Origin of the sequence: Marinomonas posidonica IVIA-Po-181 (assembly GCF_000214215.1) — a bacterium.
GTDB classification, from domain to species: domain Bacteria; phylum Pseudomonadota; class Gammaproteobacteria; order Pseudomonadales; family Marinomonadaceae; genus Marinomonas; species Marinomonas posidonica.
This window is the reverse complement of the sequence record NC_015559.1, coordinates 408,334-424,842: the sequence shown is the minus strand read 5'-3', so window position 1 is coordinate 424,842 and position 16,509 is coordinate 408,334. Positions and strand designations below refer to the sequence as shown.

The 16,509-nt window shown below is 45.1% G+C and carries 15 protein-coding genes; 6 read left to right on the top strand and 9 right to left on the bottom strand.

What is annotated here, in order from left to right:
* Position 1: 1 nt before the first annotated feature.
* The 5 genes from MAR181_RS01890 to MAR181_RS01870 form a co-directional block, all read right to left on the bottom strand.
* Positions 2-1,072, bottom strand: a complete 1,071-nt coding sequence (locus MAR181_RS01890; protein WP_013794923.1) for a 4-oxalomesaconate tautomerase — start codon at positions 1,070-1,072, stop codon at positions 2-4.
* Positions 1,065-1,742 (bottom strand): 4-carboxy-4-hydroxy-2-oxoadipate aldolase/oxaloacetate decarboxylase, encoded by a 678-nt coding sequence (locus tag MAR181_RS01885; RefSeq protein ID WP_013794922.1) that lies wholly within the window; start codon positions 1,740-1,742, stop codon positions 1,065-1,067. Before MAR181_RS01885 ends, MAR181_RS01890 begins: the two co-directional genes overlap by 8 nt.
* 10 nt (positions 1,743-1,752) lie before the next feature.
* The gene (locus MAR181_RS01880; RefSeq protein ID WP_013794921.1) at positions 1,753-2,760 is read right to left on the bottom strand and encodes an amidohydrolase family protein; all 1,008 of its coding nucleotides are present in this window, start codon (positions 2,758-2,760) and stop codon (positions 1,753-1,755) included.
* A 230-nt stretch (positions 2,761-2,990) separates the two neighbouring features.
* Complete coding sequence (locus MAR181_RS01875) at positions 2,991-3,470, bottom strand: peroxiredoxin (RefSeq protein ID WP_013794920.1); 480 nt, start codon at positions 3,468-3,470, stop codon at positions 2,991-2,993.
* Between the two features lie 61 nt (positions 3,471-3,531).
* A complete protein-coding gene (locus MAR181_RS01870) occupies positions 3,532-5,508 on the bottom strand; it encodes a methyl-accepting chemotaxis protein (protein WP_013794919.1) in 1,977 nt (658 codons plus the stop codon).
* Between the two features lie 237 nt (positions 5,509-5,745).
* Here MAR181_RS01870 and MAR181_RS01865 point away from each other — a divergent pair, with 237 nt between their 5' ends.
* The 3 genes from MAR181_RS01865 (at position 5,746) to MAR181_RS01855 (ending at position 8,321) form a co-directional block, all read left to right on the top strand.
* Positions 5,746-7,164, top strand: coding sequence for an aminotransferase-like domain-containing protein (locus tag MAR181_RS01865; RefSeq protein ID WP_013794918.1), 1,419 nt, complete (start codon positions 5,746-5,748; stop codon positions 7,162-7,164).
* 207 nt (positions 7,165-7,371) lie between these two features.
* Entirely contained in the window at positions 7,372-7,782 is a 411-nt protein-coding gene (locus MAR181_RS01860) for an energy transducer TonB (RefSeq protein ID WP_013794917.1), read from the top strand.
* A 23-nt stretch (positions 7,783-7,805) separates the two neighbouring features.
* A complete protein-coding gene (locus MAR181_RS01855) occupies positions 7,806-8,321 on the top strand; it encodes a DUF501 domain-containing protein (protein WP_041651101.1) in 516 nt (171 codons plus the stop codon).
* A gap of 87 nt (positions 8,322-8,408) precedes the next feature.
* On the opposite strand, the gene MAR181_RS01850 is transcribed toward MAR181_RS01855, so the two are convergent.
* Positions 8,409-8,708, bottom strand: a complete 300-nt coding sequence (locus MAR181_RS01850) for a hypothetical protein (RefSeq protein ID WP_013794915.1) — start codon at positions 8,706-8,708, stop codon at positions 8,409-8,411.
* 95 nt (positions 8,709-8,803) lie between these two features.
* Positions 8,804-10,288, bottom strand: a complete 1,485-nt coding sequence (gene glpK / locus MAR181_RS01845; RefSeq protein WP_013794914.1) for a glycerol kinase GlpK — start codon at positions 10,286-10,288, stop codon at positions 8,804-8,806.
* 154 nt (positions 10,289-10,442) lie between these two features.
* Between glpK and MAR181_RS01840 the strand changes: the two genes are divergently transcribed.
* The 3 genes from MAR181_RS01840 to MAR181_RS01830 all read left to right on the top strand — a co-directional run bounded on the left by MAR181_RS01840 (position 10,443) and on the right by MAR181_RS01830 (position 13,751).
* The gene (locus tag MAR181_RS01840; protein WP_013794913.1) at positions 10,443-11,216 is read left to right on the top strand and encodes a DeoR/GlpR family transcriptional regulator; all 774 of its coding nucleotides are present in this window, start codon (positions 10,443-10,445) and stop codon (positions 11,214-11,216) included.
* A gap of 166 nt (positions 11,217-11,382) precedes the next feature.
* Complete coding sequence (gene glpD / locus MAR181_RS01835) at positions 11,383-12,867, top strand: glycerol-3-phosphate dehydrogenase (protein ID WP_013794912.1); 1,485 nt, start codon at positions 11,383-11,385, stop codon at positions 12,865-12,867.
* A gap of 113 nt (positions 12,868-12,980) precedes the next feature.
* Positions 12,981-13,751 carry a TSUP family transporter gene (locus MAR181_RS01830; protein ID WP_013794911.1) on the top strand — a complete coding sequence of 257 codons (771 nt, stop codon included), beginning with the start codon at positions 12,981-12,983 and terminating at the stop codon, positions 13,749-13,751.
* On the opposite strand, the gene gcvA is transcribed toward MAR181_RS01830, so the two are convergent.
* On the bottom strand, positions 13,741-14,688 hold the full coding sequence (gcvA, locus tag MAR181_RS01825) for a transcriptional regulator GcvA (RefSeq protein WP_013794910.1): 948 nt from the start codon (positions 14,686-14,688) through the stop codon (positions 13,741-13,743). The genes MAR181_RS01830 and gcvA overlap by 11 nt on opposite strands.
* A gap of 385 nt (positions 14,689-15,073) precedes the next feature.
* Positions 15,074-16,447: a glyceraldehyde-3-phosphate dehydrogenase gene (locus MAR181_RS01820; protein ID WP_013794909.1), complete on the bottom strand. Its 1,374-nt coding sequence runs from the start codon at positions 16,445-16,447 to the stop codon at positions 15,074-15,076.
* Between the last annotated feature and the right edge of the window lie 62 nt (positions 16,448-16,509).

Below are 16,509 nucleotides of genomic sequence, written 5' to 3'. Positions count from 1 at the left end.
TTCACAAGCCGCTTGCATGAGCGAAGACCTGCCCATCAAACAATTTCCTAGTGGTACGCAGAATCGCCGCACTCTCCAATTGACCTTGTGAATTCTTATCTAATATAACGGTCATGGCACCAATCGGATGCTCAACATCCAGTGACATGCGTTCACCATCGGTATAATGCGCCAGCTCATGAGCAGGCGAGCCTTCTAAAATCGCCGCGGTCGCCACACTAACAGCACCTAGCACCCCAATCGAAGCATGGCAGCGGTGAGGAATAAAAGTGCGAGTAGAAATCGCACCGCCTTCGCTCGGTGCACTGACCATCGACATTTTAGGTACCGATTTCGCCGTGACATCCCCCAAATTCATCATGGGGCCGACCTGTAAACGAATCGATTCCAACTTAGCTTTTAACGTCTCATTGGCTTCCAGTTGTTCTCGTGTCTCACTGCCCATAATGCCCATATCAGACGCTTTAAGAACAACCACGGGCATGCCATTGTCAATGCAGGTAACCGCCACACCATCAATCACATCCACCACATTGCCAGTTGGTAACAATGCCCCACAAGTCGAACCTGCTGTATCTTGGAAAACAATTGGTACAGGGGCTGAAAAACCCGGCACGCCATCAATTCGAGCCTTCCCTTCGTACTGAACCTCACCGTTTTTGACCAATACACGAGCGACGGCGATTTGCTGGGTGTTCTCCATGAAAATACGCACTGACGTTTCACCTTCAGAGGCTTTAACTAAACCTCTTTCGATCGCAAAAGGACCAACACCCGCTAATATGTTGCCACAATTTTGCGCATCGGTGACCACAGCTTGATCGACAAACACTTGCAGAAACAAATACTCTACGTCCGCATCGTCACGACGGGCTTTTTTTACGATCGCGACTTTGGACGCCAATGGGTCCGCGCCACCAATACCGTCTATTTGACGTTCATCTGGTGAGCCCATAATGCGTAACAACAAAGCATCACGTTCCGCCACATCGATGGGCAAATCTTGCTCTAGAAAATAAGCCCCTTTTGAGGTGCCGCCACGCATCCACATGCAAGCAATGCCGTTAGACATACTTCAACCCTTTCTCTTTTAGACGCGGGCGCATGTCGTAAATGTCTAAACCTAATTCACCATTGGCCATACGCACTCTTTTAGCTTCTTCGTTCGCCATTCGAGCACGAGCTAATTCCAATACTTCAGCCGCTTTCTCACGACGTACTACCACCACACCGTCATCATCAGCTACTATCACATCGCCCGCATGAACCGTTTCATCTGCACAGACGATTGAGACATTGACGGACCCAACGGTTTCTTTAATCGTGCCTTCCGAAAAGATCGCTTTCGACCACACAGGGAAATCCATCTGACGTAGATCTCGTGTATCACGAACCCCACCATCAATGACCAATCCCACCACACCTCGAGATTGAGCAGACGTCGCTAACAAATCACCAAAAAAACCATGATTGGACGGCGAGGTTGGTGCAAACACCATCACATCTCCTGCCTGACATTGTTCAATGGCCACATGCATCATCCAGTTATCACCTGCCGCGCCTGAAATGGTCACCGCCGAACCGGCAATGGTTTTATCCATTTGAATAGGGCGCATATAGTGCGCTAACAAGCCAACTCGACCTTGAGACTCATGAATGGTCGCGACACCACATTCTGCTAAACCATCAATGACAGATTGATCGGCTCGCTCAATATGTTGAACTACGATATTTTCTCGCATTCTTTTCCCCTTATGCTTTCAGACGACTGAACACGCGACGCGCATTACCTTCGAAAATTTCTTGTTTTTGTTCGGCGGTAAGCACCGTATTGTTATCAATATAGCGCTTAGTATCGTCAAAGTAATGACCGGTTTCAGGGTCAACGCCACGAACCGCGCCAATCATTTCTGAGGCAAATAAGATATTTTTCGTCGGAATAATGTCTAACAGCAAATCGATACCACGCTGGTGATACACACAAGTGTCAAAATAAACGTTATTCAAAACGCGCTCAGCCAAATCAAACCCTTGGTCTTGCGCCAAGCCACGGAAACGTCCCCAATGATAAGGAACGGCACCACCACCATGTGGAATAATGACTTTCAATTCAGGGAAGTCTTTAAACACGTCGGACATCATTAGCTGTTGGAAACCGGTTGTATCGGCGCCTAAATAATGAGAGCCCGTAGTGTGGAAACAATCATTACAAGCGGCCGACACATGTATCATGGCAGGAATGTCATATTCACACATTTTTTCGTAAATTGGATAAAATGAGCGGTCGCCCAGCGAAGCGTCTTGCCAGAAACCACCACTTGGGTCTGGGTTTAAGTTAATACCGATAAAACCCATTTGCTCTACCGTTCTGACTATTTCAGCAACAGACTTAGCAGGATCAACACCAGGAGATTGTGGCAGTTGCGCAACAGGCGCAAAGTTTTCTGGGAACAAATCACACACTCGACGGATCAAGTCATTCTGGTGTTCCGTCCAATATTGGCTGGTATGCTCATTACCAATATGGTGCCCCATCCAACTTGCACGAGGAGAAAAGATAGTAAGGTCAGTGCCACGCTCTTGTTGTAACCTAAGCTGGTTATTCACAATACTGTCCCGAATTTCATCATCTGACACGACCACCTTGCCTTTTTCTCCAACAAAGGCTGGATCTTTCGCGACCTGATCTTTTTGCTTATCTCGGTATTCCCCAACGCCTGGCGGGGTTGTCGTATAGTGACCGTGGCAATCTATAATCATGTTACAACTCTCTATTCTTATTAAAGTAACAAACAAAGTGAAATAGACTGACGCAATAAACGCACTATTTCATTTTTTGATTTGTTTGAGAGTATTGATTTCCGAACGGAATTTGGCTATTTCATTTTAACCGAAAGGGTATTACATTTTGAGATAGCGATTTTGAATGAACTGAATTTCAGGCATAAAAAAGCCGCATCAAGCGGCTCTTCAAATCAATCAAAATAGTATTATAACTGGCTTAACACATATTCGGCCGAACTCACCTTGTACTCGCCCGGCTCATCAAGCCATAACTCTTGCACGATGCCGTTACGAACAAGCATGGCATAACGACGACTACGAATGCCCATTTTCGCTGCTGAAATATCCAACTCTAATCCCATTGAACAAGTAAATTCAGCCAATCCATCAGAGGCCATGATGAGCTTCTCAGCATTATTCGCTTGGCCCCAAGCATGCATGACAAAAACATCATTTACGGACAAACAAACAATTTCGTCTATGCCTTTTTCCTTCAAAGCATCGAAATGAACCACAAAGCTCGGCAAATGACTGGTACTACAAGTCCGTGTAAATGCACCCGGTAAAGCAAACATAAGCACGGTTTTATCCGTGAAAAATTCGGTTACATCGATGGTCTCAGGACCCTCTTCTCCCATTACCTGAAACGAGCCATATGGCAACATATCACCAACAAGAATCGACATTCTATTTATCTCCAGAGAATAAGGTTGCGTTATATTACCGCAACCCTCTGATAAAAAACTATTAAACAATCTTGAATTGACTGAGCAATTCTTTTTGGCGAGACGCTAAGGCGGATAAATCTTCACTATCATGAGCACTCTTATCCGCGCCTGACGCGGCTTCTTCAGACATGCTTGAAATCTCGATGACATTATCACTGATTTCATGTGCGACCGCCGATTGCTGTTCTGCGGCGGTGGCGATTTGTGTACTCAAATCCCGAATTTCTACCATATTATTTTGCAATTCAGATAAAGATTCCCCAACCGAACGAGCCTCGCCAACACTGGAAGTCGCACTTTGTCGGCTTTCTTCCATGCTACCAACGGCTTTCTTCACGCCCTGTTGCAATTGCGCAATCACTCTCTGAATTTCTTCCGTTGAACTGTGTGTTCGAGTCGCCAGAGTTCGCACTTCATCAGCCACAACAGCAAAGCCTCGACCTTGTTCGCCAGCTCGCGCTGCTTCAATTGCGGCATTGAGAGCCAATAAGTTAGTCTGCTCGGCAATGTCTTGAATCACATCCAAAATACTGTCGATGTTTTTGGAGTATTCATCCAGCTGATTCACCACACTGGTCGACTCTTCAATTTGCGCTAACAACGCTTCAATTTTGGCAATATTAGCGTCCATTTGAGTGCGATTTTGGCCAGCCCTTTGATCCGCCGATTGGATTTGATGCAAAATAAACTCAGAACTTTTCGCTACCTGTTCAACCGTTGATGCCATTTCAGACATAGAAGAGGCCACTTCCGTAGTGCGTTCATTTTGCGAGCCCATTAAGCGCTTCGACTCACCAGCTATGTGCACATTACTATTAGCGGATGCGGCAACCTCAGTCGAAGACTGATCAATTTCAGCCATCACTTTTTGCAACCTTTCGACCAAACCATTGACCCAACCAGACAGTTCTCCAAATTCATCTTTGGTTTTAACCTGGCTACGCTGTGTAAAGTCCCCTTCTGAAATCAGCCCTAGCACTCGCATTACTTCTTTCAATGGAGAACGAATGCTTCGACTTACCCATAACGCAACTAAAATGGCGATCACAATAGACACCACAAACACCACAGAAATAACCAAACGAGATAAATTCGCCGCACTGCTTGCTTCTTCTTTCGCAACCGTGGCCATCTGATTGGCTTCCGTCAGCAGAAGCTGCACCGATTCATCCACAAGTTTCATACTGTCAGACAACTGTTTCGCCAATTGTTCTGATTCTTGTGTTAAGCGTGTATTTTCAAAATACTTATTAATGACGCCATCGTCCGACTGCACACTGACATCCACTTCATCAATCAATCCATTAATGTTGTCATCTTTGAGGTAGTCTTGCTTTTCTCTCAAACTGCCAATCACTGAGACCATGTCATCGCGCAAACTTTGCATACTGGTTAAGTCACGCAAGTCAAAATAGTCATTCACCGTCACCTGCAAGCTTTGCGCTTGGCTCACCATATAAGAAGCCGCAAATTGAATTTCAGAAGTATCACCACCTTCTTGCAAAAAGGATAAATCTTCAGATGTGAAATTAATGGCGTCTTTTAAATCCAGTTTTTCGTCCGGAATAGTGGCTTGTAGTTCCAACATTCTTTTGTGATTCGAAAACGCCACATCCGTTAGCTGCATGAAAGCATCAACTTCTTGATCAATCTTAGTCAAGGCGTCTTGCATCATAGGAGAATTTTGAAAATCATCGGCTAAGTTACTTGAAATCTCTTGATATTGGGTTGTCAAACTAGCGAATCGCTGTGATAAAACGTCAAGAGACTCGGGGGATTTACTCAACAGATATTGCAATACGGTCGCATTCGACAGGGCAAGGTCATCCCTTAGCTTATTACTGTTCACCATAATGTTGGACACTTTACCGGTAACAACATTGAGCCGATCTTCCACCTTATTCGTGCCTTCAAATCCCGCCACTGCAATGGTTAGCAACAATACCAACAACACACCGAAGCCAAGTAAAATCCTCTGAATAACAGATAACGACATATACGCCCTCTTTTTCACACTAAGTATTTTTTTTATTTCGCAAACCAAGGCGAAAACATCATATTTTGACCATTCAATCAAAATCATAACACTTTATTTACACTGTTTAATAATCTAAACATGACAATTTGCGACTTTTCATTGCAATGTCTTCAATCTGCGTCTTACATTTCCTTCGATCTAGTGATCTGTTAGATTTACTCTCTTTAATCGATACAAGAACCTTACGCAACCATTATGGACCTTCCTCTTTACGAAAAGATTGCCAATCAAATTGAGCAACAAATCCAAGAAGGTATTTTTTTGCCTGGCGTCAAAATCCCTTCTGTTCGTAAATCCAGTAAACAATTAGAAGTCAGTGTCGCAACGGTACTTCAAGCTTACAGTTTGCTAGAGGACAGAGGTGTCATCAAAGCACGTCCTCAGAAAGGTTATTTTGTCCAGGAAAACCGCCTCAAGCTCAGTACTGAATTACCACTAGAGACAGTCAAACAAGAACAAAGTGTCCACGCACTACTACACAAACTGCTGCATGTGTCCCAAGACGAAAACATCGTTCAGTTTGGCGCTGCCATTCCGAAAAGCCACTTTTTACCGATTCGACAACTACAGCGCTCGGTTGGCCGCTTAATGCGTCTGGAGCCAGAAATTTGTGCCGAATACGAATTTACCCCTGGATCACTGGCCTTAAGAAGGCAAATCGCCATTCGTATGTTGGACAGTGGCTGCCAATTGCAGCCCAACGACATCACCATCACACTAGGTTGCCAAAACGCCTTGATGCTTGCGCTTCAAGCCGTTACCAAAGCTGGCGACACTATTGCCATTGAAAGCCCAGCCTACCACGGTGTCTTGCAAGCCATAGAAGTTCTCAAACTGAATGCGATTGAAATCACCTGTTCGACCGTCACCGGCCTTGATCTCGACCAATTAGAAATGGCCAATCAACAACAGGACATTAAAGCCTGTATCGTGACACCCAATAATCAAAACCCAACGGGGGCGACATTAAGCCATCAAGCACGTCAACGTCTGATCAAACAGTCCAACGATCATGATTTCATTATTATTGAAGACGATGTGTATGGTGAATTGAGCTACCAAGATAAACGCGAGCGAGCTTTGAAAGCCGACGATGTCTATAATCGAGTTATCTATACCAGCTCTTTTTCAAAAAGCATCGCCCCTGGGTTTCGTATTGGCTGGATTATTGGCGGACGTTTTCAAGCCCCCATTGAACACCTTGCCTATGTTCAATCTTTGGCCATTCCCACACTGACGCAAACCGCCATTGCAAATTTTTTAGAGAATGGTGCCTATGATCGTCATCTACGAAAAACCCGAGCCACCTACCAAGAAAATTTGGCTCGCTGTCAGGAGCAGATAAAAGCGCATTTTCCGGAAGGCACTCACACTTCGACTCCGAAGGGAGGATTTCTATTATGGGTCAGCCTGCCTACCGACATTGACACTATGAAGCTGCACGCTCAAGCACTGGAAAAAAACATTGGAATCTTACCGGGATTGGCTTTTAGCCTTCACAACCAATTCGGCCATCACTTTCGCCTAAACTACGCCCTAAATTGGGACTACAACACAGATATTGCACTAAAAGAGTTAGGAAAGCTTTGCTATCAACAAGTTAGCAAAAACTAAGTTCATATCCGCAAATAAATAAGGTAGCATCGAGTAAAACGCCTAGGGCAATCTGTATATAAGTAGAAGTTATGAACTTGATTCAACGCATCTTAAAATCCGTCTGTACAGGCAGGACAAAAAGCGTACAATTCGCTTTCTTTTTTAAACACTCAGCCGTTTTGGCCGATCACTTGACTATATGAATTAAAAGCTGGCTTTTTTGTGATGGAATTTGTAGCACATCCGAGAGACCTTCCGTTAGAGATTACCCTAATTGAAGATCAGCCTTTCCCTTCTATTTGTGAGAATAGAGATGGCTTTGTCGGTATTACCTACTTGAGCTTAAACCCATTTAGAAATGGCTGTTCAGTAGAAATAACATTGGAAGAAATTGACCCAAATTTCTGTGTCTCTGGGCGCATTGCTTGGTGTAATAAGGAAAGCGAAGGCTATTTAATTGCGATCGAATTTCCTACCAAAGAAGAATGTTATTGTGTGCGTATGATAGAGCAACTCTCGCAAATAGAGCATTATCGACGCCAAGCAAAAAACCAAGGCCGGCGCTTAAACTACAATGAAGCCGCAGCCGAATGGATCCAGAAGTTTGCTGCCAGTTTTCCCGCTTTCACCCTCTAACCTCAGCCAATACGAACCACATTATGACTGCAACACTTTCCCAAGCTGATATTGAAATCATCACAGCTCAACTTGGCCGTACGCCAAGTGGCATCAATGCGATTGCCCATTCTTCTCCCAATGGCACACCACAAGTGCTTGAAATGGAAACCTGGGTTTTCGACCAGCCTTTTCCCACCTTATACTGGCTTTCCAGCAAAGCCATCGATAAGGCACTTGCCAAAATAGAAAGCCAAGGCGTTGTAAAACAGCTTGAGCAAAGAATCAAGGAAGACGAGACATTACGAGAAGCTCATCATGCCTCACATCAAGACTATGTCACCCGACGTTGGCAAGTAATGAGTGACGAGCACAAGGCGATCATTGAAGAGAAAGGCTTTAAGCCTTTATTCGATAAATTGGGCATCGGCGGCATCGCCAACTGGGATCAAGTTCGTTGCCTACACATGCATTACGCCCATCATCTAGTGGGTGATAATGTGATTGGTCGAATTATTGATGAAGAATACAACATCCGTCAAATCGCGGATGCTGAATAACATTCACACAGTTAGTCAGGGGTAAAAAAAATGGCCTCACAGTTACTCTGTAAAGCCATTTTTTATCCTCTCAGCAAAAGCCGAGATTTATTCTGCTGCTACGGCTGCTTGCAATTTAGCTTTCAGCTCGTCCGCTGTTTTCACTCTCGGTAAGATTACTCGAATACGATTAAAGGCATTTTGTGCCACTTCAGCTCGTTGAGCGTAGGTAGTCAACGCACCACCTGTCCAACCCGCCAACTTAACCATATCATTTTTAAAATTATTTCCAGCCACTCCATGTCCGCCCAGTGCCATTAAGGCATCTTCTATTTGCAAATAGCTAGGACGTTCTCCACCGAACTTCATAAAATCATCTTGTTGCACTTCGGCAAACTGTTTCGACATCACAAAAAACCTTTCTAAAACTTATAATTCCTTTAAGTTAGCCATAATTATGGCGTGACACAAGGGCACACTTGTAGAAAAACGTAAACAATACATTAAGTCTTGGTTCGAACTCGGTTCACCGCCTTCTGCCAGCCCTTATACAAAGTATCGCCTGCAGCCTTATCCATTTCTGGCTGGAAGGTTTTATCGGCTTCCCACAAATGACTAATTTCCTCTAGAGATTGATAAATTCCAACCTTCATACCGGCCAAAAACGCCACACCCAACGCTGTGGTTTCTGTGACACAAGGTCGCTCTACGGTGACGTCTAACAAATCACTTAGAAATTGCACCATAATATCATTAACGACCATACCACCATCCACCCGCAGGAAACGGAAATTGGCTCCGTCTTGTGCCATTGCATCCACCAGATCTCGCGTTTGATAGCACACAGATCGCAAACCAGCACTAACAATGTCTTCTACGCTGGTATCACGAGTCAAACCTATCATGGCACCACGCGCATCAGGATCCCAGTAAGGGGCACCCAAGCCCGTAAAGGCAGGCACCAAATAAACCGAATCATCGTTCAACGCTTTTTGCGCCAAATTTTGCGTTTCTTTGGCATCACTGAACAGTTTTAGACCATCGCGCAACCACTGGATCGCCGCACCAGCAACGAAAATGCTACCTTCTAGCGCATAAGTCACTTTTCCATTAAGGCGATACCCCACCGTAGTGAGTAGCTTGTGTTCCGATTTAAGTGCTTGCTCACCTGTATTAAGGATCATAAAGCAGCCAGTCCCATAGGTGCTTTTCACCATGCCTGGTGTAAAGCACGCCTGACCAACTAGGGCAGCTTGTTGATCTCCTGCAACCCCATTCACAGGAATACTGGCACCTAGCCACTGTGCATCAATGTCACCAAAATCAGCGCTGCAATCCATCACTTCAGGAAAAATCACGTCCTCAATGCCAAACAACGCTATCAGTTCTTGATCCCATTCTTGCTGATGAATGTTGAACGCCATCGTCCGAGCCGCATTGGTTGCATCCGTCTTATGGGATTGCCCTTTTGTCAAATGCCAAAGCAAATAGCTGTCTACCGTACCAAACGCCAATTGACCTGCCTGTGCTTTTTGTTTCGCCCCTTCAACATTCTCCAACACCCAACGTATCTTAGTGGCCGAAAAATATGGGTCGATCAACAATCCCGTTTTTTCTTGAACCTTGTTCGCCCAACCTTGATCAACCAAAGATTGACAATAAACACTGGTGCGTCGATCCTGCCAAACGATGGCATTGTAAACAGGCTTGCCGGTCGTTATGTCCCAAAGAATGGTGGTTTCCCTTTGATTGGTGATACCGACACTGGCTATCTCTTGCGCGGCGATGCCTGTATCCTTAAGCACAGATTGACAAACGGCTAGGGTTGAAGACCAAATGGCTTCTGGGTCATGCTCTACCCAACCATCATTAGGAAAGATTTGAGGAAATTCTTGCTGAGACTGGCCAATACGGTTCGCTTTTTCATCGAATACAATGGCGCGTGAACTGGTGGTACCTTGATCGATCGCAAGAATATAATGAGTCATGGTAGAGTCTCTTTGAGATATCAGTCACTTTCGATAAGCAACTTAATTGTTGTTTTGTTTTTTGAAAATTAATATTCAAATTCGAATATTCTATATTAAAAACCAATGGGGACTCCTTTAGCAAGAGTAACCTGTGAGAGGAGAAAAAAACGGTATGGGGCAGCTTTCTCGCCAAGACAAGATCGTCGCGTTAGTAAAAGACAAAGGCTATGCATCCATTGATGAACTGGCCACTCAATTTTCCGTCACACCACAAACCATTCGACGTGACATCAATGAACTGGCAAAAGCAGGACAAGTACGCCGTCACCATGGTGGCGCAAGTTACGATTCCAGTACGACTAATGTCGCCTATGCAACACGACAAATCTTACAACTGGGCGCGAAAGAACAAATCGCCAAACGCATTGCCGCTGAAATCCCTAATAATGCCTCCTTGTTTATCAACATAGGGACCACCACCGAAACCGTCGCCCGAGCGCTTCTCAATCATCATGGCCTGCAGGTAATTACCAACAATCTCAATGTTGCGACCATTCTCAGCAGCAAGGAAGACTTTAACGTTATCATTGCGGGCGGCACAGTACGATCCCGCGATGGCGGCGTCATGGGTGAAGCAACCATAGATTTCATTAACCAATTTCGCGTCGACTTTGGCATAGTAGGAATCAGTGGGATTGACCCACATGATGGCTCATTACTCGACTATGATTATCAAGAAGTACGGGTAGCGCAAAGTATCATTTCCAACTCTAGAAACGTTTTTTTAGCCGCAGACAGCGAAAAATTTGGTCGTAATGCGGTGGTTAGATTGGGAAATATCACCCAAGTCGATCGTATCTTTACCGATGAGCAACCACCAAAAGCCATCATTAAACTCATGAAAGAACACAAGGTTCAGCTCGAACTTTGCACACCAAAGCACTGATTCTTCAACTCTCTATTTTCTGCTCCCGCTCATGCTTTAGTGACCATCCTTTTGATGGTCACTAAATATTCACATTTTCAGGCTTGATATTCCGCCTCCCTAGGTTTAGTATCGAAAATAAATGTTCGTTTTCGAACATGATAAACTTTCGAATATGAGGCTAATCATGAATCAGGCACACTTTGACCTATTTGTTGTGGGCGGCGGCATCAACGGTACAGGCATTGCGGCAGACGCCGCTGGACGTGGATTATCCGTTGGCCTGTGTGAAATGGGAGATCTTGCACACGCCACCTCTTCATCCAGTAGTAAGCTCATTCATGGTGGATTACGTTATCTAGAACATTACGAATTTCGTCTTGTCAAAGAAGCTCTAAACGAACGTGAAGTGTTATTGAAAGTAGCGCCACATCTGGTCACCCCAATGCGCTTTCAAATGCCACACCGTCCACACCTACGCCCAGCATGGCTGATTCGAATTGGCATGTTTTTATATGACACCTTGGGTAAACGAGAAACCTTACCAGGCTCTAAAGGGGTAAAATATGGTTCAGACAGCCCCTTAAAAGACGATATAAAACAAGGCTTTGAATACTCAGACTGTTGGGTAGACGACGCTCGTTTAGTGGTGACTAACGCTCTCAGCGCACAACAAAATGGTGCGTCTATTTTTGCTCGAACTCGTTGCTCATCCGCAAAAAGGGTGGATGGCAAATGGCAAATCCTTCTAACCGATGATACTACAAATGAGACAACGGAAATCACCGCAAACGGCTTAGTCAACGCCGCAGGTCCTTGGGTGTCTTCGTTCATTGAAACCCAGGTGGAACGCAAGGCACCTTACGGCATTCGGATGATTAAAGGCAGTCACATTGTTGTGCCAAAGCTGTATCAACACTCAAATGCGTTTATCATGCAAAACACAGACAAGCGCATTGTTTTCGCCATTCCTTATCGTGAAGACTACACATTGCTTGGCACAACAGATGTCGAATACCAAGGCGATCCAAACGATGTGGCCATTTCAGAAGACGAAACGAACTACATCCTACAAGTCGCTAATGACCACTTTAAACAAGCCTTATCGCCAGCCGATGTTGTCTGGAGCTATTCTGGTGTACGTCCGTTACTTGAGGATGAGTCGTCGGATCCGTCTGCGGTGACGCGCGATTACACCCTGCATCTGGATGATGATTTGGGTGCCCCATTGCTTAGCATCTTTGGTGGCAAGATCACCACTTATCGAAAACTGGCATTATCCGCAATGCGTAAGCTCGCACCTTATTACACCAACATGGGGGATGAGTGGACTCATAGCAAGTCATTACCAGGTGGGGATTTAGGTATGTCATTGGACGCCTTCAGTATGAAGCTACAACAAGACTATCCTTTTATTGGAGCACATCTAGCTCATCGCTTCGCCAATAGTTATGGCAACCGAACAAAGCGAGTACTCGCAAACGTTTCTTCACAAGAGGATCTAGGTCAGCACTTTGGTCATGAACTTTATCAAGCCGAAGTGGACTATCTGATTAACGAAGAATGGGCGCGTACTGCCGAAGACATTCTATGGCGCCGAACCAAGCTAGGCTTGGAGCTTTCAGAAAAAGAGGTCATTGCTCTAGAAGAGTACCTTCAATCTCGGCTTTAATCGGCTATCTCTTCTGTACGTTTGCCTGCCTAGTCCATTGTCTAGGTGGGCTTTTTTTGCTTTACTAAGCCCCCCTTAAACATTCTTTACCGCCGACAATGGAAGCCAGCCATATGGATATCATGCTGTTCGACTTATCAATTTGGGTCTATTTGGCATTGTTCGCCACTGCATTTATTGCTGGCGCCATTGACGCGATTGCCGGCGGTGGCGGCTTGATTACTGTACCTGTGTTACTGGCCGCCGGGCTTTCTCCCGCACAAGCCTTGGCCACCAACAAATTACAGGGCTGTGCTGGTACGTTATCGGCATCCTATCACTTTATTAAAAAAGGCCAGGTTGATCTTAAGCAAATGCGACCAGCCATTATCATGACGGCCATCGGCGCTGTGCTCGGGACCTTGTTGGTGTCTTATCTGGATAGCAGCTTGCTGCTCAAAGCCGTGCCAATCATTCTAATTGCCGTTGCGGTTTTTTTCTTCTTTCTGCCGAAAGTTCAGCCCTATATTGCCAGCAAATTTTCCTTAAGCCACCTTCAGTTTGCCCTCATTATCGGCACCAGCATTGGCTTTTATGATGGTTTGATTGGTCCAGGCACAGGCGCCTTTTTCTCTACCGCTTATCTTTGCCTGATGGGTTTAACCCTAGTGTCAGCGACAGCCCACACTAAAATCCTAAACGCCACCAGCAATGTGTCTTCCTTGCTGGTGTTCACCTTCAGTGGTCATATTATGTGGACATTGGGTATTGTGATGGGATTAGGACAATGGTTTGGGGCACAAGTTGGTTCACGCTTAGTAATCACAAAAGGCACTAAATTAATCCGCCCTATGGTCATTATCATGTGTTTAGCCATTTCCGTGAAGTTACTGATCAACCAGTAGCCTCTAACGCTTCAGGCTTAGTTAACGCATCGTCTGGCGAATATCGATAACACTCCGCCACCAGCCATTTCAGCAATTGCTGAACAGGCTCCCTTTGATATTGCGCTTCTGGACAAGCAAACACATAAGCATGGCTTTCATCCAAAGTATCCTCAAACGGCTTCACTAAACGGCCTTGCTGAATGTCATCCATCACCAAAGGGGTTCTGCCAAGCGCCACACCTTGTCCTGCAATGGCCGCTTGCACTGCCAAATCGCCACGGTTAAAGCTGATCCCTCGGGACGGTTTAACACCCTTTGCATTCGCCAGCTGCAACCAGCGCTCCCACTCAGCATAGGGACTGGAAAAACGCCATTCTGAATCGTCGTTCAATAAAGGGACATTGGCTAATTGATCGGCATGCGTTAACGCTTTTTGCGCTAAAAAAGCCGGACTGCAAACCGGGAACACTTTATCTTTCATCAAAGGGACCAAGTGACTCTTAGTCTTGTGCACATAGCTATGGACAATGGCCACATCAATACGGTCACGTTGAAAGCTCACTTCTCGATCATTCGCCTGAATACGCAATTGCAAATCTGGATAGGTTTCTTGCAGGCTACCAAGACGAGGAATCAACCACTTTGTTGCAAAGGAAGGCATGACAGAGACAGTAAGAATGTTGGAGCTTTCTTCTTCTTGTAAATCACTAATCAAGCGACCTATTTCATTGAAGCTATGATTTAATTGGACCGCCAACCTGGCCCCCGCAACGGTCAATTCAAGACGCCTATGATGGCGTGTAAATAACCCTAAGTTCAAGCGATCTTCTAATTGACGAATTTGCTGGCTTACCGCCCCTTGAGTGAGATGCAATTCCTCTGCCGCCTTAGTAAAACTCAAATGACGGGCAGCAACGGAGAAGGTATTCAACCCAGTTAACGGCATAACTTTCATCTTGGCTCATCCTTAAAAAGAAACACTAAACAGACAATATAAAAATCATTTTAGCATTAGCCACACTAATGCTAAAACCTAATTTATATCGTTTGTCAGTCAACCAAATTCCACTAAAATGACCATCATATCTTTGGGTTTTTATATGATCTAAAGAGTGTTAATACAGCCCTAACTGTATGAAGCCTAAGGCATGCTCCCACAGTCGTGTCTTAGGTGAATATCAGCATTCCCACAGGATGATGTTATTCAAGCTGCTAGTTACTTTTATTTAAGCCGGACCTATGTCCGGCTTTTTTTATGCTTATTCACAACCGACAAAAACAAAAAAAGCGATGACCTTTGTCATCGCTTCATTCATGCCTAATGATCAATCAACCCATCATTAGGCAGCTTGATCTTCCAACAACTGAGCTTTTGAAAACTGGCCTAAAGCCAATTTTTCCATCAGTCTTACCACTTGGCAACTGTAGCCGTATTCATTGTCGTACCATACGTATAAGGTCGCTTGGTTGCCACGCACCTTGGTAGACAAAGAATCCAAAATACCCGCCTGTTGAGAGCCAATGAAGTCAGAACTTACCGCATCGGCTTCTTCACTGAAACCAATTTGGCCCGCTAACTCGGCACTATTAGACGCAGCTTTTAATAATGCATTAATCTCATCAACCGAGGTGCCCGCTTTTAGATTCAAACTCAACACAGCAATAGACACATTAATAACAGGAACACGGATCGCACTGCCACTGAGCTTTCCTTCTAAAGAAGGAATGGCTTTTGACACGGCTTTCGCCGCCCCCGTTTCTGTCATCACCATATTCATACCAGCCGCACGTCCACGACGATCACCTTTATGAATATTATCTATTAGATTTTGGTCATTGGTGTAGGCATGTACGGTTTCAACATGACCAGATTCAATGCCAAATTTTTCTTCAAGCACAGACAGTATTGGTGTAATCGCATTGGTGGTACACGACGCGGCGGATACAATCTGATCTTCTGCAGTTAGATCAGAGTCATTCACACCAAACACAACATTCTTCATTGATTTACCAGGAGCCGTTAGCACAACACGCTCAATACCAGGACGGTTCAAATGCACACTTAAACCGTCGTGATCGCGCCAACGACCTGTGTTATCAACCAACAAGGCTTTTTCAATATTGTAGGCAGAGTAATCAACTTCAGCCGGATCTGATGCGTAAATGATTTGAACGGCATTGCCATTAATCATTAAGACTTGGTTCGCCTCATCAACTTTTACAATACCATCGTATGCACCGTGAACCGAATCATACTTAAGCAAACTGGCACGCTTAGCCAAATCATTTGCTCCAGCGTTACGTACGACAATCGCCGCCAATTTCATACCTGGCGTCGTGTGTCCAAGCGCGCACATGCGACGTGCTAACAAACGGCCAATGCGGCCAAAGCCATATAGCACCACAGGCACTTCAGAACCATCAGAAGGTTGAGCCGCCAGCATTGACGTTAAATCAGCTTGTGCTAACAAGTCCTCTAGTTCAACACAAGTCTGAGCCAGTTCGCTTGCATACAATTCTTCTAACACGCCATAAACTTGCCCTAGATCTAACTCAGGATGTTGATCAAAAGTGGCCATCAAACCCGTCACAGAATCCGCCATTAGGGTATTACCCGCTAGCTGAACCTTGATGGATTTTTCACGGCCAAGTTTACCAAGAAGTGGAATCATGGATTCTACTTGCGAGAGAGATTGTAACCAAGTGCTTGTCATGCTGTGCTCCCAAATGACGCTATCGTATCAATATGGGCGCAGTCTACCGCCTGTTTTGAGCA